The sequence below is a fragment of the Thalassobacterium sedimentorum genome (genome assembly GCF_031127905.1).
GTDB classification, from domain to species: Bacteria; Verrucomicrobiota; Verrucomicrobiia; order Opitutales; family Coraliomargaritaceae; genus Thalassobacterium; species Thalassobacterium sedimentorum.
In genome coordinates this window covers 26,188-48,100 of the sequence record NZ_JARXIC010000024.1, presented here as the reverse complement: position 1 = coordinate 48,100, position 21,913 = coordinate 26,188, and the positions used below count along the sequence as shown (strand labels likewise).

Genomic DNA, 21,913 nt, shown 5'->3' with positions numbered 1-21,913 from the left:
TCAAAGGCATTCATCCACCGAGATAGCCGTTTTTTTACTATTTTATCTAGTTTTACTGACCAGTAAAAGCTTGGTTTTTAGTAAAAATTAGGCAGATTGAAGTTCAAATGAGTGCCTTGGATAATAGTGAAGCGAAGCGTTCGGCGCTGGAAGATGCCTTGAACCTAGAGTCGTTGCATCCGACTTCGTTGCGCGTGGGAACGCGTGCGAATGGTGAGCTGGAGGTGCGGGTGGACGTCTTTGGCGGACAGAAAAAGATTTTTCCAGTGCTGTGGACGGATTCTCCGGCTCGTAAGACTTTTGCTGAGCGGGAAGAGCGCGTGGCTCCGGATGGTTCGTTTCAGGGGCTGGAGTTTGATCAGCTGTATGTGGCTGCGGACATTGCAAAGCCTTTGGCTGCTGATTTGCGAAAATGGCGGGTGAATCATGCGGACTTGAACGGGCGCTTGTTTCTGGCGGGCGATGGTTACTATATCGCTCGTGAGCCTTTGATTGCGAAGCACCGCAACCCGGTGGCTGAGCCTAGTCTCTTTACTGCGAAGGCATCGCGGATTGTGCGGTTCTTGTTGTCGGAGCGTAACACATTATGGACGCAGGACGAGATCGTCGCTTGCACTCAAACATCGCGGGGCTACGTATCGCGAATTCTGGGCACGCTCATTGATGGGGGGTATGTGGAGAAAGCTCGTTATTCCGGGCGTCAAGCTTCCTATCGGCTGATCGACTTTGATCGCCTGCTGGATGCTTGGGTGCGTGAAGATAATTTTCCAAAGCGCGTGAAGCGGGTGGAATACTCGGTGCTGGCGTCGGACCCGATGGAAATCGCGGCTCAAGTTCGGGATGCTTTACAGGGCTCCCCTTTCTATTTCACCCAGTGGATCGCTGCTTGGCTAAGGAAACCCTATACGACGCCTCCGATTGTATCACTCTATGTGCCTGAGGACGTGGCTTCTCGCTTCGAGTTGGGCCGTAAAGTGTCGAACGGCGGGAACTTGTGGCTGTTGGTGCCAGAGGACATCGGGGTCTTTCAAGGCAATCAATATGTGGATAATTTTCCGCTGGTGTGTGATCCGCAGATATATCTAGACCTGATCGGTTCCGGGTTGCGTGGTCCTGAGGCAGCAGATGCACTGAGGGAATGGAGAGGCTTTGCTAAGCAATGAGTAAATTTGAGAATTATAAGGATTATTCGCCTGCGCGGTTGGCGATGGCAGAGCAGGCTTTGCTCACGGCTTGGGATAGCCTGAGCTCGTTTAGTGGTGATCTGGTTTTGGTAGGCGGTTTAGCGACTAAGTATCTGACGAAACCGCTCAACGCAGGCGCTTATCACCCCGTTACCATTGATGTGAATTTTGGTGTGACGATTGGGGTTTCGAGTAGTTGGTATCCTTCGATTCAGTCTAATTTGTCGGCGCACGGTTTTCATTGGAATGGGCAGCGCTTTCACAAGGACGTGGAAGGCATGGATCTGTATATCGATTTGCTGACTGATGATGGTGAGAGTGATCGCGGGACGGTCGCTGTGGATGATGGCCTGGCCGTGAGTGTGATCCCCGGGATTAAGCGGGCTTTGGAGTGTAATCGGCTGATTCGTATCAAAGGGCAAAACATGATCGGCGCTGAAGTGGAGCAACTGGTGCGGGTGGCAGAGGTTGGCCCGATGCTGGCGCTGAAACTGAATGCGTTTGGTGGCCCAGAAGGACGTAAAGCCGGTAAGGATGTGCATGACGTGATGCACCTAGCCATGGACTACCTAGATGGCACGACTGCTGCAATTGAAGGCTTCAGGGAAGAGTTGCGTGTCGAGAATCGTGGGGCGCGTTTGGCGCTTGAGTGTTTACGGCAGTATTTCGATGGGCCGGATGCGCTGGGGCCGATGGCTTGTGCCGCCTTTCGCATGAATCAGGAACATCGTTTGCCTGAGCGTGCAGAAGAATCCTTGATGCTGCGGCAGCAATGCGTAACGCTGGCAAGTGAGTTAATGCGCGATGTCTGAATATCTTCATGTGGAAAAGCCATTTCTGGATCAGCTGGGTGCGCTGGGCTGGACGGTTGTGAACCAGGGCAATGGTGGGATTCCATCCGATCCGGCGAAGAGCTTGCGGGCGAACTTCCGTGAGTGGATCTTGCCGGAAGTCTTTCGGGAGTCGGTGCGTGCGCTCAATCAGACGGATGCGGGCGAGTCTTGGTTGACCGATCGACAGCTGGTGGACTTGCGCGATCAGCTGCTGCGTCAGCCGAATCTCAGCCTACTGGAGGCGAACGAAGCGGTGCAGCATCTGCTTTTCAAGGCGCAGGTGGATGTGAATGAGCTGACGGGTGAGGATGATCCGGTGGTGCAGCTCATCGACTTCAAGCACCCGGAGCGTAATCAGTTTCACGCGATCAATCAGTTTAAGATCCATACGCCCGGCTGTGTGAAGCAGTGCATTATCCCTGACATTGTGCTGTTTGTAAATGGGCTGCCGCTGGTGGTGATCGAGGCTAAGGTCGGTGATGCGAATACCGCGAATCCGATGCATGCGGCCTTTGAGCAATTGCTGCGTTATCGCAATGGACGAGCCGAGACCTTAGCGGCGGAACTGCGGGAAGGTGAGCCAAAACTCTTTTATACCAACCTGCTGGTGATCCGGACCTGCGGAGAGAAGGCGGAGTTCGGAACGATCAGCTCGGGGCATGAGCATTTCTATGCGTGGAAGGACATCTGGCCGGAAGCGAATCAGGACTACGTAAAACCGCTGGGGGTGGAGCGTGAACAGGAGCGGATGATTCAGGGCTTACTTTGCCCAGAGACGCTGCTTCGTGTTTTGCGAACCTGCACGGTCTTTAAGGATACGGATGCCGGGAAGCGGATTAAGGTGACCTGTCGCTATCAGCAATATCGGGCGGCTTGCAAGATCATGGAACGCTTAAGGCATGGCACGACCGCAGACGAGCGCTCTGGCGTGGTCTGGCATACGCAGGGCTCTGGCAAGTCGCTGACGATGGTATTCCTGGGGCGGATGCTACGAGCCTCTGAGGATCTGAATGATTATAAAGTTCTGTTGGTCAATGACCGCATCGACCTGGAAGAGCAGTTGGCAGCCACTGCGAAATTGATCGGTGGTAAGGTGAATGTGATCGAGAGCACGGAGCAGCTGCGGGAGCATCTAAGCACGCAGGCATCGGATCTGAACATGGTGATGATTCATAAGTTCTCGGATCGAGTGGAGCGCGTCCCGGACTCAGTCGCTGAGGCATTAAAGGTCGTGCGCTTTGGTGGCGACAGTTCCGAGTTGAAGGCGGCAGAAGCGCAGGCCGCATATAACGCGAAGCCCTTGCCTTCGACGGAGACTTTTGGAGTGGTGAATCGCTCGGATCGTATTGTGCTTTGCATTGATGAAGCCCACCGCACCCAAGGCTCGGACATGGGGGATAATTTATTTGAGGCCTTTCCGAATGCGGCACGGGTGGCCTTTACGGGCACGCCCTTGATCACGGAACAGCATGGTGCCAAGCGAACGGTGAAGCGCTTCGGTGAATACATCGATACCTACAAGCTGATGGATGCGGTGCACGATGGTGCGACGCTGCAGATCCTGTATGAGGGCCGCACCGCAGATACTGCGATCCGGGATAAGCATGGCTTCGATACGAAGTTTGAGGATCTCTTTCGGACACGCACCGATGAGGAGATACTTGCCATTAAAAAGAAGTATGGCGCGACGGGTGACATTCTCGAAGCGGAAAAGCGTATCGAGGCGATTGCTCGGGATCTTGTGGATCACTATGTGGATAATGTACTGCCTGATGGGTTTAAGGCACAGGTGGTGTGTCACTCGAAGTTGGCGGCGACTCGCTATCAGAAGGCGATCAAAGAGGCACTGGCAACGCGTGCCTTGCGTGAGCAGTCAGCGGAGAAGTCGGATGCGGTTTTGATTGAGCGTATACAGTTCCTGAAAGCAGCGGTGATCGTCTCGGCTGATCCGACTAATGAGCCCGCTGCGATTACGGAGGTTCGCAAGGAAGCGAAGCGCTTGAACGCGGTTGAGAACTTTTGTAAGCCCTTTGACTTTGAGGACCCAGATAAGGCGGATACGGGCATCGCGTTTTTGATCGTCTGCGATATGCTACTGACTGGCTTTGATGCGCCGGTCGAGCAGGTGATGTATATTGATAAGCGGCTGCGTGAGCATAACTTGTTGCAAGCCATTGCCCGCGTGAATCGAGTCGCGAAGAACAAGCATCGTGGCTTCATCGTGGATTACATTGGTCTCGCGAATAACCTCAGTGAGGCGCTGTCGATCTATTCCGAAGAGGATCGGCAGGATTTGGAGAACGGGCTGAAAGATGCCTTGAGTGAATTGCCGATATTGGAAGAGCGCTACCATCGCTTGTTGCAGCACTTTCAGTCGTGTGGAGTCGCGGAAATTGATGGCTTTGTGAACGGACGACTATCGAGTCCCGAGGCTGAAGTCGAAGTGTTGAACCGTGCGGTGGGCGCATTGCGAAAGATCCAGCCGCGGGCGGATTTTGAGGTCTACTTTAAAAAGTTCCTGCACAGCTTGAATTTGATTCTACCGAGTGCCGCAGCGCATAAGTATCGTGGTCCCGCTCGGCGCTTTGGTTACATCCTTCGCATGGTGAAGGAGCGCTACAAAGATGACTCGTTGGATATCGCGGATGCGGGCGCGAAGGTAAAGCAGTTGATTAATGAGCATTTGATTGAGTTGGGCATCAATCCGAAGATCCCGCCAGTGGAATTACTGTCGGATGACTTTCTAGCACATGTGAACAAGCACGCGCAGGGGAATGCCGAAGCCAAGGCCAGCGAGATGGAGCATGCGATTCGCAAGCACTGCACGGTGCACTTTGACGAAGATCCTGCGTTCTATGCCCGGATGAGCGAGAAACTGGAGCGCTTGATCCAGGAGCATGGTAAAAACTGGCAGGTGCTGGCGAATGAATATCAGAAGCTGCGTGACGAGGCAGCTGCCGGGCGTGTGGATGGCCAGGATGGGCTGACGAAAGAAGAGACCACGTTCTATGAGTTTGTGACTCAACTGGCGTATCCTGATGGTGTGATTCCATTGGAGGATCATGAGGCACTGAAGAAACTGTTACAGCGGATCGTGGCGCTCTTGCAGCAGACGATTGGAGTCATTGATTTCTGGGACAAGGCGATCGAGGTGAAAAAGCTTCGAGGTAATTTAGATACTGAAATATTGATCGCGAATATCCCGGCTCTGGTTGAGAAACATGAGCGTGTTGCGATTGAAATCATCAAGCTTGCTGAGAAGCGGCATAAGGAGCTGACAGCATGAATGCAGTGAAAGAAGAACGTCCTGAATATGAGGTCGTGCGCTCAAAACGTTCAACGGCTGACATCGTGCTGGAGCGCGATGGTCGTATCGTCGTGCGTGCGCCAGAATCGGTCGCAGATGAACAGATCGAAAAGATTGTGGATTCGAAGCTCCACTGGATCTATCGGAATTTAGCGGAGTGGAGAGATCTGAATTCGACTCGTATTCTGAGAGAATACAAGAGCGGTGAAGGCTTTCTCTATCTAGGTCGTTCATATCGTTTAAAGCTCGTTGCGGAACAGGCAGAGCCATTGCTGTTAAAGAATGGACGCTTCACCCTGCGGCGGAATCTGGTTGAGACAGGCGATGTTGAATTGGCAAAGGCCGCCTTCCGGGAGTATTATGTAGCCCGTGGCTTAGAGCGTATTTCAAAGCGCGTTGAGTATTTTGCCCCCAAGGTTGATGCGAAGCCGCGAGGGGTGAAAGTCAAGGAACTCGGACATCGCTGGGCATCCTGCTCACCACTAGGAGAGCTGAGCTTTCACTGGAAGTGCATGATGGCCCCGCAAACGATTATCGATTACATCATCGTCCACGAGCTGTGCCACTTTCATCACCTCGACCATACAGCTGCGTTCTGGAACGAGGTCGATAAGGTCATGCCTAATTACCGCGAACGTAAAGAATGGCTGAAGGTCAATGGCGCGGGATTGGATGTGTGAGGCGACTGACAGCCCCCGCATTTCAGACAACTTCACAGATCACCCTCTCTGCCACGACTCTGGAAATGCCCCTTCGGGCCTATAGTAATTTTACACAAAACAGTTCTCACTGAGAAAACCCCAATCGAACCGCTTCTTTACCGCCACTTCGCTTTGACAAGCCAGCGCGATGCCCTTCTCTCGTGCGCATGAAAGACGACGAATCCCTTGACTCCTTCCGCTCCTCACTGGACGCCAACTACGAATGGCCCTGCCTGTTTCCATTCAAATTCATCGTGCCAAAGAAGCAGTGCCAGACAGTGCTCGACCTCTTTGCCGACGATCCAGTCAAGGCTAACGAATCCTCCAGCGGTCGCTTTATCGCCTACACCATGGAAATGCATGTGCACTCCAGCGACGAGGTGATCGCCATCTATCAACGCGTGGCGCAGGTGCCTGGTGTGATTTCGCTGTAATGAGCACTCAAACAACACCTTCCCTCTCCATCGCCACCTTCGGGGCGGGCTGCTTTTGGTGCGTGGAAGCGGTCTTTGAGCGCCTCGAGGGCGTGCAAGCCGTCGAATCCGGCTACATGGGCGGCCAAACTGAGAATCCTAGCTACCGCGACATTTGCACCGGCGATACGGGCCATGCGGAAGTCACCCAGATCCACTACGACCCTAGCGTGATCACTTATGAAACCTTGCTCGACTGGCTCTGGCGCTCACACGACCCGACGACTCTAAATCGACAAGGCGGCGACTGCGGCACCCAATACCGCTCGGCCATCTTCTACCACAACGAAGCCCAACGCGCAGCTGCCGAAACTTCCAAAGTCGCCGCTCAAGCGCAGTTCAGCGCGCCCATAGTCACTGAAATCACCCCGGTGAGCACTTTCTACCCGGCAGAAGACTACCACCAAGACTACTACCGACTCAATGCTGCGGCCCCCTATTGCCAGATGGTGATTCGCCCAAAGTTACACAAGCTCGACCTTGAATAATTCAAATCGCTGCACTTGTATCCGCAGCCATGGCTACCAAACGCGCAAAAAAGAAAACGACTAAAAAACGGGCGACTCGTAAAACTGCGCGCAAAGCGACTCGTAAAAAGACAGCCGCGCAGCCAGCCACTTCACGCTGGAAGCGTAAGCTGCTCATACTGCTGGCGCTGATCGTGTGCATTCTAAGCGGTATGTACTATTTTGGCTCATTTGAAACCCGTGCCAGAATGGAACAATGCGCCCTCTCCGCGATCAATCTGCCACGCACCAGCGCAGTGACCCCAGCCCCGATAGCAGCCGTATTGGACAACCTGCATGATTTACTACCAAGCAGCGAGGGGCTCGTAGTCGAGGGCGGCGAACTCGGACGCAACGACAACTCATTCTTCCTCGCGGGCATCCCCCACAGTCGGCAAGCAGTCCGCGTGCTACCAAACCCCAGCCACTCGAACCTCTTTTCTGAAAACAGCTTACAGGCCACCTGCGTCGCGATTCGCCTCGACGATGCCACTAAGAAAAAGGCCGAAGCAGACACAGGCATTCAAGTGGACGCACGCGTTGCCCAGCTGACTGCTCAAGCACTGACAGACGCGCAATGGCAGCCACAGCCCATCGCCCCCGCGAGCGCACTCATTCGTCAGCACGGAACACGGGGCGCCAAGGACGCCCAGCTAGCCACCAACCACTTCCCGATGAGCGAGGCCCTCGCCTCAGGCGTCTGGAAAAAAGCGATGCATGAACTCACACAACGCTATCCACAACGCTTTGGCGAAGTCTGGATCTACTTAGGTCCTGTTTACAGCAACAACAGTCTTAAACTCGCCTCCGGGATTCTAGTTCCAGACGCCTACTACGCGATCGCGCTGGACCTCACCAATGCGGGCGGCTTAAGAGCGATGGCACTGCTCATCCCCAGCGATGCTGAGAGTAAGAATCTAAACGATTACCTAACTTCGATCACACAGATCGAAAAGCAAACTGGCCTGCAGTTTCTGCCCGAGCTCGGTTTTAGTATCCGCGACACACTGGGCAATTATGTAAGCCCTAGTGTTTGGTAGCGGAGCAAATGACGGCACACAAAGCCCTCAAGCGAATTAACTGCTAAGATTGCAGGGGCTTCACTTGTGAAGACCGCCGATCCCAAGCAGACAATCCAACGCGGGCATCACAAGTGAAGCCCCCTACATCTTCCGCCACAAGCAAACTTCCTCCGAGCCGACCGGCCGGCTGGCATACCCCTGCGCTGGCACAAAGGCTTCCAACGGCTCAAAGACAGGCGCAAACAAGGCATGCGACTCCGCCGGTGTAATCGGATGCGGGGGGCCGTCGCCTGTGTAATCGCTGACCTCTCGATAGAACACCGCGAGATAATACCCGCCTGGTTTCAGCGCTTGCTGCACCGCTCGCGCATAAGCAACACGCTCACAGGGATCCAGCGCACACAGGCAGGTGTGCTCGACCACCCAATCGTAAGCAGCACAATGCCCCGCATCTAAATTCAAAAAATCGCCCGCTTCATAGCGCTCATCTCTCACACAGGGAAATGCCAGCGCCTTCCGCACAGCGCTGGGCGCGACATCCAGCCCCAACACTTGGGCGCCTTGAGCTGCCAATGCTCGCACATCGTGCCCGGTGCCACAACCAGGCACTAAAACACGCCCCAGAATTGGATTCTGCTGCAAAAACTCTAGTAAAGGCGGCGAGGCATAGCCCTTGTCCCAAGGCGTTTCATTCTGCTCGTAAGCCATCTCCCAATCTCTAGCCATGATTTCAACATCTCCGACAGACCCGATGCACTAGCATTCAGATCTGATTCTTGGTCACTGTACACAAAAGTGGCCAGGCACCCTACGGCACACGAGGATTAGGCGATCGCTGCTCCCTTCCGGGCCTGACGAGGTTAACCTGTCCAACGTTGCATAGGACCCGGCCAACTCCAGAAGACACCCACAACTCACATTGCAGCAACCCTAAAATGAAGAAAATTCATTCGCCATTAAAGTAAGGAGCCTTTCAATAGCCTTTATGCAGGCAGCCGCCACACAACATCGCAAGCAGTTCTTCCCCATAAATTCCCACTTCCGGCAGTATCTGACGGAATATCACCGCGCAGTAGAACTACCGGTGACCTATGAGGATATGCTTAAATACGAGGACTCCTTTCCGCTCATTAATAAAAATGGTGACGACACTCTATGGCAGACTCTGATCTACGAGCAACAATTTGGACGCGAACTCTACGAAGGCCTCAAAAGAATCTACGTCACCCTGCGCTCCGGTGGCGATGAAACCATTTTATCCAACCTATATATTGATCGCGTGGATTTTTGCACCTTTGGCAACACCAAGCCGATGCGTGTACGAGTGGTGAATCAATACAACGACAATCACGACTATTTCTATGTAAAAAAAGCCGACGCCTCACGAGTCTATGGACTGGAGCTGGAAGAATTACTCTCGCCCAACCACATCAATTATCTCGTATATGAGGACACCCTGATCGAAGAACACATCATCGGTGTCCCGGGCGACGACTTTATTCGCCACTATTTACCCCAGCCCGACCTCCATTCAGTGCGCCTAGCCAAGGAGTTCATCAAATTCAATGAACGCTGCTTCGTGCGCCTACTCGGCGACATGCGCGCCTATAATTATGTGGTCGAGGTCACTCCCGACTTTGAAGAAAGCCAATACCGTGTGCGCGCAATCGACTTCGATCAACAATGCTACGAAGGTCGCCGCTCGCTTTATCTACCCCAGTTTTTCAAAAATAACCTTCCAGTGGTAAAACTCTGTACAGAGTTGATTAATGTCGAAACTAGTCAACAGTACCAACGTGAGGAGCGCTCACTGATTCGACGACGTTTACGCTTTGCCCTTCACCGCGTGCAGCACCTGCGCAACTGTATGTGTTCCGACCAAATCTCTAGCACTGAAAAGATGCGACAACTACGCAAGGAGCTTGCCGAAATGCATAACGATCATCGCTTTATGCTCTGCCAGTCGATGGGCGAAATCACTTTCCTAAACATTACCATCACACTCGGTCTGGAAGGCAATGCTGCCTACTACCCCGAAGGCGACGGCGCTTAACCCCCAAGGCTTTACTGGCTAAAGATCATGAGCTGCTCGAATAATGCCCCCGCATAGAGTCGATGCATCGCTGCCCCGCACAGCTCCTCCAAGGCCCCTACAAACATACAATTTACAACCAAAATGGAATTACGCCAAAAATTACTCAAGCTCTTCGGAGCTAAAGACTACGTCCCCATGCGCCGCATGGAAATCATTTCAGTACTCAAACTCGACGAAGACGAAACCCAGCAAGCTCACCTGCTTCTCGACCAAATGCTGGAACGTGGAGAAATCGCACGACTGAAAAAAGATCGACTCTGCATCCCCGAAGATGCTGACCTAGTGAGCGGGCGCATCATGGTGCGCCAAAGCGGCTCCGCGATTCTGATACCGGATGCTGCCCCTGCGGGTGATGGCTACCCGATCAAAGCCGAAGATACAGGTGTCGCCATGCACGGTGACATCGTACTCGCGCGTAAAGTGGAGCAATCTCGACGCCCCTACCGCGGCAAGGGCCGCCAACAACGCCCGGAATACAACCCAAACGAAAAGCCAAATGTTCGAGTAATCCGAATCCTCAAGCGCGCGCAGACCACAATCCCGGGCACACTCGAACAGGGACGCCACGCCACTTACGTCATTCCCGACGATCCACGCATCATTCAAGACATCTTGGTCCCCGACCCCACGAACTCCGGCATCCGCCCCACCCCTAAAAAGGGGGATAAAGTTGTGGTCAAAATGCTAGAATGGAAACAGCGCCACCTCAACCCCGAAGGCGAAATTATCGAAGTGCTCGGTCGCACCCATGAGCCAGACGCCGAATTCAAAGCGATCCTCTATAAATACGACCTCAACCCTCAGTTTCCCGCAGCAGTTGAAAAACAAACAAAGGCCATCCCCGACAAGGTACGCCCGGAAGATATTGGAAACCGCCAAGATTGTCGCAACCTCTTCACCTTCACGATCGACCCCGACGACGCCAAAGACTTTGATGATGCCCTCTCACTGGAATTCCTAGAAAATGGCAAATTCCGCGTGGGCGTACACATCGCCGATGTCAGCGGCTACGTTAAGCCTGGCACTCCTCTCGACCGCGAAGCCCAAGAGCGCGGCAACAGCACCTATCTGGTTGGCACCGTGATTTCGATGCTGCCACACGCCCTCTCCAATGGACTCTGCTCACTGGTCGAGGCCGAAGATCGCCTCACCAAGACCTGTTTCATTACATTTAACGACCATGCGGACGTCACCGACGTCAAATTCGCCAACACCGTAATACGCAGCAACAAACGCCTCACTTACAAACAGGCCTACGCATTCATGACGCAGGACGACTTTGCCGAAATCCGCAAAACACCGCTCCCCCCCAAGCACCAGACTGGCTCCACGGGCCGCTCACTCGACGAGGTCAGCAACGATGAAATGGCCACGCTCAAACAACACATCGACCAGCTTTGGAGTATTGCCAAGCAACTACGCCAGCGACGCTTCACCAAAGGCTCACTCGACCTCGACATGACAGATGTTAAAATCTACGTCGACGAAAACGGCTATGCCGACCGCATCGAGAAGCAATTCAACGACGAGAGCCACCAACTGATCGAAGAGTTCATGCTCTCTGCCAACGAGCAAGTTGCACGCACCATGAAGAAGCAGAACTTCCCCTGCATCTATCGCGTGCACGACGAGCCTGAAGAAGAGAAATTGAAAGAGCTACGCGAGACCATGCTCAGCTTCGGCGTGCAATGCGGCAACCTGCAAAAGCCACGCGAGATGACCAAACTGCTGCAAAAGCTAAAAGAGCACCCCCAGGGCTATACCCTCAAAGTGCATGTGCTACGCAGCCTCAAACAAGCACAGTACCGCGCATCGGCGGACGGTCACTACGGCCTCGCCAAGCCCGACTACACTCACTTCACCTCTCCCATTCGTCGCTACTCTGATCTAATCGTGCACCGCGTACTCGACGGCTACCTGTGCAAGATCGGCGCCGACTCTGCGCTCGACAAGCCTGACATCCGCTACAATCAAGCCAAATTGGAAAGCCTCGGCGACCACATCAGCATCACCGAGCGGAACTCTGTCGATGCCGAACGCGAATCCGTCAAAACTAAACTACTCGAATTCTACGACCAAGAGCTACAAAAACCAAAGAAACAACACTTCAAAGCCATCATCACGGATGTGAAAAACCATGGGCTCTTCGTTGAACTGACCGATACGCTAGCCTTCGGGATGATACATATCTCAACCTTGGATGACGACTTTTACCATCCGAACTCAGAAGGCACGGCATTGGTTGGACGTCGCAAACAAAGAACCTATGCACTCGGGCAATACATCGTTGTCCAAGTAGAGCGTGTCGACCGCTTCAAACGTCAAATCGACTTCCGCGTAGTCCTTGCGGATGAGCGCGACCTAGGAAAGAAGCCTGGAAAGCCCTTCAAAGGGCGCCGTAAGCCTATAGACCGCACGCCACAAAAGTCAGACTATAAAAACACTCGAAAGACCAGTAACCAAGCGTCTAGTTCGCAGCAATCGAGCCCCAATAAGAAAACTCCGCCCACCGGGAAAACCCTGACTAAACGCCCGACCAAAAACAACCGTAATCGAACGCGTAAACCGAAATAGTCATCAGAAACAAGGCACCCCGATAGCAATACGTATTGGGCGCGACACACAGCCAAGACTCGACGACCTGTTGACTTGCAAGCCCCCACATCATCCTTATGTTTACTATTTTTTCACAGGCACACATTTGACAATGCACTCACTACTTGCAGCACTCATCCCCACCCTTCTACTTGGATTTAGTATTCTATTCCTAATTATCCGCTTACAGAGTAAAAGCAAAACTATCGCCGAGCTAGAGAAGAAGCTCGCCGAGCCAGTGCCTCCTAAGGTCATACGACGCGACATCACACGTCCGACAGTTGAAGTCACAAAAGAAAAAGTCATTTCCCAACAAAAGCCTACCATTTCAAAGGAGAAGTCCAAAACACAACCTGCCTATTTCGACAGCTCTGATTCGCTACTTGCCACACTTTCACACGAATTAAAAACGCCGCTCAATGGCATCATGGGAATTGCCCAAATGCTGCGAGAGGAAAACGATTCCTCCAGCCAACTCATCGAACTAGAAGGCTGTGCCCACCACATGCACTCCGTGCTCCACACCTTGACCAATCTGGCACGCATTCAAAACGAGAACGAATTCCTGCCCCAGTATCGTGAATGGGTCTCCCTACGCGATGCAATCGAACAAATCCGCGAGGACATCACCTTCCGCGCCAGTGGACGCCAGATCAAAATCCTCACTCAGCACGAAAACAACCGCCTTCGCCTGCGCGGTGATGGCGATCACATCAGCACGATCATAAAGTCGGCTATTCTGGGATCGATCGAAGCGATCCCCATGACGGGACTCCCGGAAGAGAAACAATCCCTACATGTGAGCTGGCAAATGCAGGGCTCCGACATCGAATTACACATCACCAACCCGCTAGAAGCATGGGACGACTCACGGGATGCATGTGTTAACGATATACTCAACATCGCCGGAGGCTCGCAACGCAGTCGGATCAAGATCGAATACCTGCACCTAGCAGTGTCCAAGGCCTTACTCGAATTCTACAAGGGCAGCATCAAATCCGAAAAAATCCCTGAAGGGGGCGTACACACTATCCTACGCTTTACCATGGAGCACATGATCGCCTCCCCATCTGCTGCAAAACCAATCGGTGGCCTGCGTGTGCAAAGTGGCAAAAGCGGCCTCAAAACTCTGCGTGAATTACCCGAAAAACTAAAAATCCTCACAGCTGAAGACGACCGTGCCAGCCGCAATCTAATCGTGATGCTACTCCAAAAAATGGGGCAAGAAGTCACCGCTGTTGAGAACGGACAAGAGGCCATCCTTGCCTTGCAAAAAGATCCAAGCTTCGACGTGTTGCTGACGGATGTCGACATGCCGATCATGGATGGAGTGGAAGCCACCATAGCCATCCGCAATGGTCTCGCCGGAGATGAAGTTAAAGACATTCCCATCATCGCAGTCACTGCCTTCAATGTCATTTCTGACCGCAGTCGCTTCAAAGAAGCAGGCATGCAGTACTATCTCCCCAAGCCAGTAGGCCTGAAAGAACTACGCGCAACCTTACTCGACATCGTAAATATCAAAAAGGCACAGTCCTAGCCGACGCACCGACGCGCTTACTTCGAGCGCACACAGCGATCCACCACCGCCGCACACTCATAATTCTCACGTACATCGTGCACACGTAGCACATCGACCCCTGCCTGTATCCCGAGTGCAGTCGTCCCCAAAGTACCACTCAAGCGCGCCTTCGGATCTTTCAAATTCAATAATTTTGCGATCATCGACTTACGCGATGCCCCCAATAATACAGGATAGCCCAGTGCCACCAATTCTGGTAAGCGACGCATCAATTCCCAATTCTCCTCGTAGGTCTTTCCAAAACCCAAACCTGGATCGAGCATAATCGCATCATCCCGCACGCCGGCCTGCTTCACCAATTCAATGGAATGCTGAAGATATGCCTGAACCGCCTGCATCACATCCCCCGTCTCCGCTTCCTCTGCGCTGCGGTTGTGCATCAGGACACATGCCTGCCCCTGGGCCATCACTTCAGCCATGGCGGGATCACGCTGCGCTCCCCAAACATCATTTACGATATCAGCACCAGCAACCAAAGCCGCCGCTGCTACCTCCGCCTTTGAAGTATCGATCGAGATAAGTGCCTTCGTATGTGGTCGCACTTTCTCAATAAAGGGCACCACCCGTGCCATCTCATCTTTAGCACTGATAGGAATGTGTCCAGGACGCGTTGATTCGCCGCCTACATCGATAATCTCCGCACCAGCTTTGACCATAGCGTGAAAATGCATTGTTGCCGCATCTAAATCCACAAAGTCCCCACCATCAGAAAAGGAATCCGGAGTCAGATTTAGAATCCCCATCAGGTAAGTGCGCTCCCCCAACAAGAGATCGCGACGTCGCGTGTGATAAATCGCCATACGATCTCATCTACCCCATAGGATAAGGATATTTTGCACTAATTGCATCAATTTGCTGCATGACCTCATCGCTCAAGCGATACCCTGCCGCAGCCAAACTCGGTTTCAATTGATCCACTGAATTGGCTCCGATGATCGTTGAAGCCACAAAGTCATGCTGCTTGCTCCAGGCGACAGCCAGCGTCACGACATCGATCTCCAACTGCTTCGCCAATTTCATCAATTCGGCAGTGGTCGCCAAACTTTTCTCATTAACAAAACGCTCAGCCATCTGTCGCTGCCGTTCTCCACCACCTTTTAAATACTCGGTAAAGCGGGCCCCTTCCGGCAAAGCGCCCTCGTTGTATTTGCCACTTAGAACACCGCCACCAATCGGGGAATACGGCAATAAACTAATAGCCTCGCGTCGGCAAATATCTGCCAAAGCATCTTCGAAACGACGATTATTTATTGAAAAATTATTCTGAATGGTCTGATAGCGGGCGTAGCCATTTTCCTGAGCCACTTGATTCGCTTTCATGGTCCCCCACTCTGTTTCGTTGGAACTCCCGACTACACGCACCTTGCCCTCCTCTTGCAATTCAGTCAGCGTTTGTAGCGTCTCTTCATAACCAAAATCGTGGTCCGGCCAATGGGTCTGGTAAAGGTCCACATAATCCGTCTGCAAACGACGCAAACTTCCCTCAATCGCCGCGCGGATGTGGTGCCGATCCAAAGCAGTCTTGCCCGAACGTATCGGCGGCACAAACCAGCCATGCCCGGGCCCCACCACCTTGGTGGCCAACAAAATCGAACTACGATCCTTCCCCTTTAGCCACTTCCCCACAATCTCTTCTGTGCGATTCACCCACTCCGCCTTCGGTGGTACCGGATAAATTTCTGCAGTATCAAAAAAATCAATACCCGCCTCATAGGCTGCATCCAAAATGGCAAACGACTCGCGTTCATCCAGTTGCGAACCGAAAGTCATTGTACCAAGGCAAATTTCAGAAACGACTATGCCACTACGTCCTAAACGTCTTTTTTCCATGCCCAATAGCTATGCCATGATTTAATGAAATTACAAATGCTTATGCTTAGAAAAGAAAGAAGCCCACCTAGCACCACCATCCACCTCCGGATATGGCTGAGATGACCAACGATTTTCATCTTACGTGAATCTGCTGTTGCCTCAGAGATTCAGAAGCTCCAGCCTCATGACTTTATATTCACACAAAATGCATAGCAAGATGTCCGAACTTACACGCGCACAAAAAGACGAATTTATCACATTTATCGCTTACCTTTGCGATGAAGCCGCCAAGGAGATACTTCCTCACTACGGCCCAGACGTAGAAATCGAGCGCAAGTCAGACGCCACTCCAGTGACTTTAGCCGATCGTAATGCAGAGAAACGCATTCGCGAGATTTTGGCCGAGCGCTATCCAGAGCACGGCATCATCGGTGAAGAATACGGCCGCGAACGCGAAGACGCCGACTTCGTTTGGGTGCTCGACCCAGTCGATGGCACCAAATCCTTTATCTCCGGCGTGCCACTTTTTGCGACATTGATCGCTCTTATGTATAAAGGCCGTCCAGTCATCGGTGCAATCAACCAGCCAGTGCTGAAGCAAATGGTTATTGGCGACTGTGAGACCACGACTTTGAATGGCAAACTAGTCTCTGGCCGCGAAGCTTGCTCTCTAAGTCAAGCCACCCTGTGCACTACCGACCCGATTCGCAAAACACTGTGGCAAAATGAAGCTGATTGGACCGCACTCCCTCCGAAGACTGCGCTCTACCGCTCATGGGGCGACGCGGGGGGCTACATCTTACTCTGCTCCGGCTTTATCGACATTATGTGTGACCCGATGATGGAAATTTGGGACTGCGCAGCCATCCTCCCCTGCTTGGAAGGTGCTGGCTTCAAGGTAACCGGCTGGAAGGGCGGCGACGCTTTCGACGAGCGCTGTATCATCGCCGCCAAGGCGCCACTCCACGACGAAGTCATGGCAACACTCTATCCTACAAAATAGGACTCATTCACTCTCATCCTTGAGTCAGACGTGGTCGCGCTCCTTCAACATTTAAAAACCGGGCTCTGCGCAGCCAAAGAATATAACACTCTCAATTTCTGGCCGCTCAGGCAGTCACTCAAAGGCTATCAACCGAGCTATTTTGGCGGCGATTTGCGAGCAGGCCTGAATGTTGCCCTGCTCGCATTTCCCCAAGGAATGGCGTATGCGCTCATCGCAGGTTTGCCAATCCAATACGGAATTTATGGTTCCGCCATTGCAGCAATGGTAGCTCCAGTCTTTGCCAAGAGCCACTTAATCACACTGGGTCCGACCAACGCCACTTCCGTAATGCTGCTGAGTGCCTTTGCCAGCCTCGGTATCGTGGGCGCGGAAAAACTGGAAATGGTCCCCCTGCTCATCTTCATGGTGGGCCTCTTTATAGCGGTTGGAGCCTACTTTAAAGTCGCCAATCTAGTTCAGTACATCTCACGCTCGGTCATTACAGGTTATATTACAGCAGCAGCACTCCTGATTATAACCAACCAGATCCCCAAAGCATTGGGTTTAGAGATGCCCGGCAAAGGCGCGACCTTCTATGAGTCAATGCGCCTGATGTGCTTATCCATCGACACGATACATTGGGCGACAGTCAGTATCAGCCTAGCAACAGCGGGACTATTCTTTCTTTTAAATAAAAAATTCAGGTCGCTACCTAATGTTGCGATCAGTCTATTAGCAATATCCGCTCTCACCGAATTTGTTATCGAGAGACTGCATCTGAAATACCTAGGCCGTGAAAGTCAGATACACTTCTTAACAGGCATCAACGCCAGCGACTGGTCTTTTCAAGCACCTGATTTCTCCCTAAGTAGCCTACATCTACTAGCCAGTCCGGCACTGGCCATTGCCTTGCTCTGCATTTTGGAAGGCATCTCAATTGGAAAATCGTTAGCAGCTAAGACCGGCGCCCGTCTGGACGCCAATCAAGCGATGTTCTCTATAGGAATGGCTAATATCGGCTGTGCTTTCTTTTCTGGCATGCCCGCCTCGGGCTCACTGACGCGCTCGACGTTAAGCGCCACCAGCGGTGGCCACACGGTACTAGCCAGCTATATTAGCGGGGTCATCGTTTTCATCGGCGCCTTTGCACTCGGAACATTCACTCAGTATATCCCACAGTGCACTTTAGCAGTGCTGGTCATTGCAATCGGCATCTCACTTATTAATAAACACGCCATCCATATCGTCACCCGCACTACAAAATCGGACGCGGCGGTCTTCACAGCAACCTTCGGCAGCGGCCTATTTATGCCTTTAGACACAGCAATCTATGTAGGAGTCGGCACCTCTATCATGCTGTTCCTGAAAAAAGTCGCTCGCCCCGAAATGGTGGAATACACGTTTAACGAAGAAGGCCAATTGGCAGAAATGAACGAGCGGGAACAACGCTCCGTACCTCAAGTTTCAATCGTCCACGTCGAAGGTGAACTTTTCTTTGGTGCCGCCGATCTGTTTCGTGATCAAATGCGCCGAATCTGCGAAGAGCCCAACCTCAAGATTGTCGTACTCAAGATGCGCAATGCCCACAATCTGGACGCCACAGGTGTCATGGCACTGGAAGAATTACTCCTCTATATGGAAGAGAAAGGTCGCTACCTGATTCTGAGCGAAGTAAAAGCGAACATGATCCAAGTCCTGAAGAAATCAGGACTCTATTTCAAAATCGAAGAGCGCAACATTTTTACCGATGTGCCCAGTAATCCAACTATGTCCACCGCAAAAGCACTCAAACGCGCGAAAGAACATCTGGGCGATACACAAGCCGATGTCTCCATCTACGTGGACCCAGTTCGCGATAAAACGAAGCAGGGAGAACGCGCCTGAGACACTTCGCTAATCTTGGCGCAACCCCGCATCCACCTCGCTTTGCTCAACATGCGCCTCACGTTCACTTAGGGCATCCAGTCGCTCAATCAAAGAATTCTCACTGTCGGTCAGGAAAGTAGCGCGTGCTTCCAAGGCTTCCGCCTCCGCTTCAAGTTGCTTCAAACGCGCTTCCAGTGCCGCCTCACGTGCCTCCACACTTTGACTATCCGGAGATTGCTTGACGGTATCAAAAGGCGTGTGCGTGACAGTCTTCTGCAAACGGCTCAGCTCAGCCTTTTGACTTTCGAAGCTTCGTCGATCCTCCGCCAAACGCTCTTTGAGCGCCGCCAATTCAATTTCTTTCTCTCGCAATTCAGCTGCTTTCATATCTGCCGCTTGCGCATCATATGCAACGGCGTCGACATCAGCACGCTCAGCTGCAACTATTCTCAACTGCTCCAGCTCCGCTTCAGCAGTCTCCACCACAGTTAAACGCTCAATCACCAGCTCCTCGGCCTGCTTTAGATCCGCGCTACGCGCCTCTAATTCAAGACGATCATGATCTAATCGCTTACGCTCAGATTCGATTTTCTTCTCCATCTCGAGCACTTCCTTGCGTCGTTGCTCAATGTATTTCCGCTCGGATGCAGTCAGTTGACGCTGGCTCTTCTTGCGCGAAGTTTGCTCACCGTTCGCCTGAGATTCAATTAAATAAGGAACGACCAGCGAGCTCCACAGCGCCATATCACGCGCACATAATGTCTGAACCTTACCGGACGAATCAAGCAGCTGCACATTGTTCATGTCATACGACTGAATGCGCGACGGCTCTTTGATCGCCTCACAAATTAAATTTCTCGATCTGTTTAATGAACTAGCTGGCGGCACAGTGGTTAAAAATGCGACATTAATCCCAATGAACCCAACTAATAAAAACACTATCGAGGCTAATAAGCCACTAGCCATCAAGGCATATACGACAAAAGATAGAACCAAACTGAGTGCGCCAACCACAAAAGTAGCCATCACGATTCGTTTCGTCGAATACCCTTCGTAAAACCGATGAATCGCGTGCTCTAATTCAGCTGTTTTGTCTTTTCCGGCCATTAATCAATCGAGGCTAAATCATAAATAGCATAACCTGCCATAAGATTAGGAAATCTGGAGCACTCACTGCGCCAATCTCCTGAAAGAAACACTCTATTTTCGATCACAATCCTACGCGCATCGCAATAATCCTCAAACTCGGCCACAGAAAAGGGATTGGCTGGCAATGATTCATACCAAGGCTTGGGGTAGACCTCGTTCACTGTGCGACGGCCTTTAAGAAATATATTTAAGCGGTTCAACCAAAAGGCCTTGTTCACAAAGCCTACCGCCACACGCCGCCCCACTCGTAGGCCTTCGGCCAACACAGCATCGGGGTCCTCCAACTGCTCAACTGTGCGACTGAAAATGACACGATCAAATGCATTCTCTGGAAAGGTCGCTAACATAGCTCGAATGTCGCCCTGATAAGCCGGCACACCGCGCTTCACACAGCTAAGAATTTTGTCGAGATCGATGTCTACACCGACGCCATAAATCGATTTTTTTTGTTTTAAATACTCCAGCAGCACGCCACGTCCGCATCCCAGATCGAGCACGCGGTCGCCCTCATTGACCCAATGGGCAATGATTTGAAAGTCTGCTTGGCGCTTTTTATCAATTGCTTTCATCACAGATTAACGACTCAGGAATCGGTGCATCAGTTCGTATAATTGCGGCGCCCGCAAGAGAAAGGAATCATGCCCGAAGTCCATCGCGAGTTCCGCATAAGTGGCATCCTTGCCCAGACGCAACAGGGCTTCAACCACCTCACGATTCCCCTGCGGCGGGTAGAGCCAGTCGGATGTAAAGCCCACCACCAAGCCCGGCGCGGTAACAGCCTGCAAAGTGACATCCAAGGACTCGGGACTGTGCAAATCGAAACGATCAAGCGCCTTGGTCAAATATAAATAGGTGTTGGCATCAAACCGAGTCACAAAACTCGCGCCCTGATAGCGCAGGTAACTTTCGACCTCAAACTCGACCTCAAAATGCTCCCGCGATTGATCCCCGGAGCGACGCTTACGCCCAAACTTACTCTCCATCCCCACGTCGGAGAGGTAGGTAATGTGGGCCATCATGCGTGCCACCGCCAGCCCTTGAGCCGGACCTTCTTGCGGATCATAATTACCGCCCTTCCACTCCGGATCCGAAATAATGGCCTGCCGCCCCGTATCATTAAAGGCGATTGCCTGCGCGGTGTGACGTGCACCACATGCCAGCGCGATGTAACGCCCCACGCGCTGCGGGAAGTCGATCGCCCACTGCAGGGTTTGCATACCGCCCATGCTACCACCAATCACGGCGTGCAAGCGATCAATACCGAAAGAATCAATCAACAGCGACTGTGCCTTAACCATGTCCTGCACAGTCAACTTAGGAAAATCCAGATTATAGGGTCGGCCAGTGGCCGGATTGATCGAACCTGGACCCGTCGAGCCTTGGCAGCCGCCCAGGACATTCGAGCATATCACAAAATAACGCGTCGTATCGATTGGCTTCCCCGGCCCCACCATAAAATTCCACCAGCCTTGCTTGCGCTCTTCGATACCATGCACCCCGGCACAATGATGATCACCACTCAAGGCATGGCAGATCAAAATGGCATTATCTTTTGCCGCACTGAGGTGTCCATAGGTTTCATAGCGCAGCGTTAGCTCAGGGATACTGCCCCCCGAGACGAATTGAAACGGCTCTTTGGAGACAAAATCCTGATACTCAACGAAGCCGACCTCTCCCTCATCAGAGATTAGCGGCGCTTGTTCGGAATCATTCATATGGAAAGTTTACTTTAGCCAGATAGCGGTACACGCAGAGCGTAGTCAAATCCAGTTAAAAAGGGAGCTCCCAGCGGCTCACACATAT

At 52.4% G+C, this 21,913-nt stretch carries 18 protein-coding genes and 1 other RNA gene; 12 read left to right on the top strand and 7 right to left on the bottom strand.

Annotated elements, in window-relative coordinates:
* Positions 1-107 precede the first annotated feature (107 nt).
* The 7 genes from QEH59_RS13540 (at position 108) to QEH59_RS13510 (ending at position 8,044) form a co-directional block, all read left to right on the top strand.
* Positions 108-1,163: a winged helix-turn-helix domain-containing protein gene (locus QEH59_RS13540; RefSeq protein ID WP_308985911.1), complete on the top strand. Its 1,056-nt coding sequence runs from the start codon at positions 108-110 to the stop codon at positions 1,161-1,163.
* Positions 1,160-1,996, top strand: a complete 837-nt coding sequence (locus QEH59_RS13535) for a hypothetical protein (protein WP_308985910.1) — start codon at positions 1,160-1,162, stop codon at positions 1,994-1,996. The genes QEH59_RS13540 and QEH59_RS13535 overlap by 4 nt, the downstream gene beginning before the upstream one ends.
* Complete coding sequence (locus tag QEH59_RS13530) at positions 1,989-5,303, top strand: type I restriction endonuclease subunit R (RefSeq protein WP_308985909.1); 3,315 nt, start codon at positions 1,989-1,991, stop codon at positions 5,301-5,303. The genes QEH59_RS13535 and QEH59_RS13530 overlap by 8 nt, the downstream gene beginning before the upstream one ends.
* Positions 5,300-6,004, top strand: coding sequence for a M48 family metallopeptidase (locus tag QEH59_RS13525; RefSeq protein ID WP_308985908.1), 705 nt, complete (start codon positions 5,300-5,302; stop codon positions 6,002-6,004). The genes QEH59_RS13530 and QEH59_RS13525 overlap by 4 nt, the downstream gene beginning before the upstream one ends.
* A gap of 188 nt (positions 6,005-6,192) precedes the next feature.
* A complete protein-coding gene (locus QEH59_RS13520) occupies positions 6,193-6,459 on the top strand; it encodes a DUF493 family protein (protein WP_308949141.1) in 267 nt (88 codons plus the stop codon).
* Positions 6,459-6,986, top strand: coding sequence for a peptide-methionine (S)-S-oxide reductase MsrA (gene msrA / locus QEH59_RS13515; protein WP_308985907.1), 528 nt, complete (start codon positions 6,459-6,461; stop codon positions 6,984-6,986). The genes QEH59_RS13520 and msrA overlap by 1 nt, the downstream gene beginning before the upstream one ends.
* 29 nt (positions 6,987-7,015) lie before the next feature.
* Entirely contained in the window at positions 7,016-8,044 is a 1,029-nt protein-coding gene (locus QEH59_RS13510; RefSeq protein WP_308985906.1) for a DNA/RNA non-specific endonuclease, read from the top strand.
* A gap of 123 nt (positions 8,045-8,167) precedes the next feature.
* Here QEH59_RS13510 and QEH59_RS13505 read toward each other — a convergent pair whose 3' ends face one another.
* Positions 8,168-8,752 (bottom strand): methyltransferase, encoded by a 585-nt coding sequence (locus QEH59_RS13505; RefSeq protein ID WP_308985905.1) that lies wholly within the window; start codon positions 8,750-8,752, stop codon positions 8,168-8,170.
* Positions 8,753-8,820: 68 nt separating this feature from the next.
* Positions 8,821-8,918: signal recognition particle sRNA small type (gene ffs, locus QEH59_RS13500), an RNA gene on the bottom strand.
* A gap of 93 nt (positions 8,919-9,011) precedes the next feature.
* Here ffs and QEH59_RS13495 point away from each other — a divergent pair.
* The 3 genes from QEH59_RS13495 to QEH59_RS13485 all read left to right on the top strand — a co-directional run bounded on the left by QEH59_RS13495 (position 9,012) and on the right by QEH59_RS13485 (position 14,256).
* On the top strand, positions 9,012-10,079 hold the full coding sequence (locus QEH59_RS13495; protein WP_308985904.1) for a hypothetical protein: 1,068 nt from the start codon (positions 9,012-9,014) through the stop codon (positions 10,077-10,079).
* Between the two features lie 123 nt (positions 10,080-10,202).
* Positions 10,203-12,695 carry a ribonuclease R family protein gene (locus tag QEH59_RS13490; RefSeq protein WP_308985903.1) on the top strand — a complete coding sequence of 831 codons (2,493 nt, stop codon included), beginning with the start codon at positions 10,203-10,205 and terminating at the stop codon, positions 12,693-12,695.
* A gap of 133 nt (positions 12,696-12,828) precedes the next feature.
* Positions 12,829-14,256, top strand: a complete 1,428-nt coding sequence (locus QEH59_RS13485) for an ATP-binding response regulator (protein ID WP_308985902.1) — start codon at positions 12,829-12,831, stop codon at positions 14,254-14,256.
* A gap of 17 nt (positions 14,257-14,273) precedes the next feature.
* Here QEH59_RS13485 and folP read toward each other — a convergent pair whose 3' ends face one another.
* Both folP and QEH59_RS13475 read right to left on the bottom strand, forming a co-directional pair.
* On the bottom strand, positions 14,274-15,098 hold the full coding sequence (gene folP, locus QEH59_RS13480) for a dihydropteroate synthase (protein ID WP_308985901.1): 825 nt from the start codon (positions 15,096-15,098) through the stop codon (positions 14,274-14,276).
* A gap of 10 nt (positions 15,099-15,108) precedes the next feature.
* Positions 15,109-16,128 carry an aldo/keto reductase gene (locus QEH59_RS13475; RefSeq protein ID WP_308985900.1) on the bottom strand — a complete coding sequence of 340 codons (1,020 nt, stop codon included), beginning with the start codon at positions 16,126-16,128 and terminating at the stop codon, positions 15,109-15,111.
* A 199-nt stretch (positions 16,129-16,327) separates the two neighbouring features.
* On the opposite strand from QEH59_RS13475, the gene QEH59_RS13470 reads away from it, so the two are divergent.
* Together QEH59_RS13470 and QEH59_RS13465 are read left to right on the top strand one after the other, a co-directional pair.
* A complete protein-coding gene (locus QEH59_RS13470) occupies positions 16,328-17,113 on the top strand; it encodes an inositol monophosphatase family protein (RefSeq protein ID WP_308985899.1) in 786 nt (261 codons plus the stop codon).
* Positions 17,114-17,143: 30 nt separating this feature from the next.
* On the top strand, positions 17,144-18,979 hold the full coding sequence (locus QEH59_RS13465; RefSeq protein WP_308985898.1) for a SulP family inorganic anion transporter: 1,836 nt from the start codon (positions 17,144-17,146) through the stop codon (positions 18,977-18,979).
* A gap of 9 nt (positions 18,980-18,988) precedes the next feature.
* On the opposite strand, the gene QEH59_RS13460 is transcribed toward QEH59_RS13465, so the two are convergent.
* From QEH59_RS13460 to metX, 3 genes are read right to left on the bottom strand one after another with little or no spacing between them, the layout of a single operon-like run.
* On the bottom strand, positions 18,989-20,068 hold the full coding sequence (locus QEH59_RS13460; RefSeq protein ID WP_308985897.1) for a coiled-coil domain-containing protein: 1,080 nt from the start codon (positions 20,066-20,068) through the stop codon (positions 18,989-18,991).
* A complete protein-coding gene (locus QEH59_RS13455; RefSeq protein ID WP_308985924.1) occupies positions 20,068-20,679 on the bottom strand; it encodes a methionine biosynthesis protein MetW in 612 nt (203 codons plus the stop codon). The genes QEH59_RS13460 and QEH59_RS13455 overlap by 1 nt, the downstream gene beginning before the upstream one ends.
* A gap of 6 nt (positions 20,680-20,685) precedes the next feature.
* Positions 20,686-21,825, bottom strand: coding sequence for a homoserine O-acetyltransferase MetX (metX, locus tag QEH59_RS13450; protein ID WP_308985896.1), 1,140 nt, complete (start codon positions 21,823-21,825; stop codon positions 20,686-20,688).
* Positions 21,826-21,913 lie beyond the last annotated feature (88 nt).

Excerpts from the sequence above, each read along its gene's own strand:
- QEH59_RS13540 (WP_308985911.1), top strand. The coding sequence starts at position 108 with ATGAGTGCCTTGGATAATAGTGAAGCGAAGCGTTCGGCGCTGGAAGAT.
- QEH59_RS13535 (WP_308985910.1), top strand. The coding sequence starts at position 1,160 with ATGAGTAAATTTGAGAATTATAAGGATTATTCGCCTGCGCGGTTGGCG.
- QEH59_RS13530 (WP_308985909.1), top strand. The coding sequence starts at position 1,989 with ATGTCTGAATATCTTCATGTGGAAAAGCCATTTCTGGATCAGCTGGGT.
- QEH59_RS13525 (WP_308985908.1), top strand. The coding sequence starts at position 5,300 with ATGAATGCAGTGAAAGAAGAACGTCCTGAATATGAGGTCGTGCGCTCA.
- QEH59_RS13520 (WP_308949141.1), top strand. The coding sequence starts at position 6,193 with ATGAAAGACGACGAATCCCTTGACTCCTTCCGCTCCTCACTGGACGCC.
- msrA (WP_308985907.1), top strand. The coding sequence starts at position 6,459 with ATGAGCACTCAAACAACACCTTCCCTCTCCATCGCCACCTTCGGGGCG.
- QEH59_RS13510 (WP_308985906.1), top strand. The coding sequence starts at position 7,016 with ATGGCTACCAAACGCGCAAAAAAGAAAACGACTAAAAAACGGGCGACT.
- QEH59_RS13505 (WP_308985905.1), bottom strand. The coding sequence starts at position 8,752 with ATGGCTAGAGATTGGGAGATGGCTTACGAGCAGAATGAAACGCCTTGG.
- QEH59_RS13495 (WP_308985904.1), top strand. The coding sequence starts at position 9,012 with ATGCAGGCAGCCGCCACACAACATCGCAAGCAGTTCTTCCCCATAAAT.
- QEH59_RS13490 (WP_308985903.1), top strand. The coding sequence starts at position 10,203 with ATGGAATTACGCCAAAAATTACTCAAGCTCTTCGGAGCTAAAGACTAC.
- QEH59_RS13485 (WP_308985902.1), top strand. The coding sequence starts at position 12,829 with ATGCACTCACTACTTGCAGCACTCATCCCCACCCTTCTACTTGGATTT.
- folP (WP_308985901.1), bottom strand. The coding sequence starts at position 15,098 with ATGGCGATTTATCACACGCGACGTCGCGATCTCTTGTTGGGGGAGCGC.
- QEH59_RS13475 (WP_308985900.1), bottom strand. The coding sequence starts at position 16,128 with ATGGAAAAAAGACGTTTAGGACGTAGTGGCATAGTCGTTTCTGAAATT.
- QEH59_RS13470 (WP_308985899.1), top strand. The coding sequence starts at position 16,328 with ATGTCCGAACTTACACGCGCACAAAAAGACGAATTTATCACATTTATC.
- QEH59_RS13460 (WP_308985897.1), bottom strand. The coding sequence starts at position 20,068 with ATGGCCGGAAAAGACAAAACAGCTGAATTAGAGCACGCGATTCATCGG.
- QEH59_RS13455 (WP_308985924.1), bottom strand. The coding sequence starts at position 20,679 with ATGAAAGCAATTGATAAAAAGCGCCAAGCAGACTTTCAAATCATTGCC.
- metX (WP_308985896.1), bottom strand. The coding sequence starts at position 21,825 with ATGAATGATTCCGAACAAGCGCCGCTAATCTCTGATGAGGGAGAGGTC.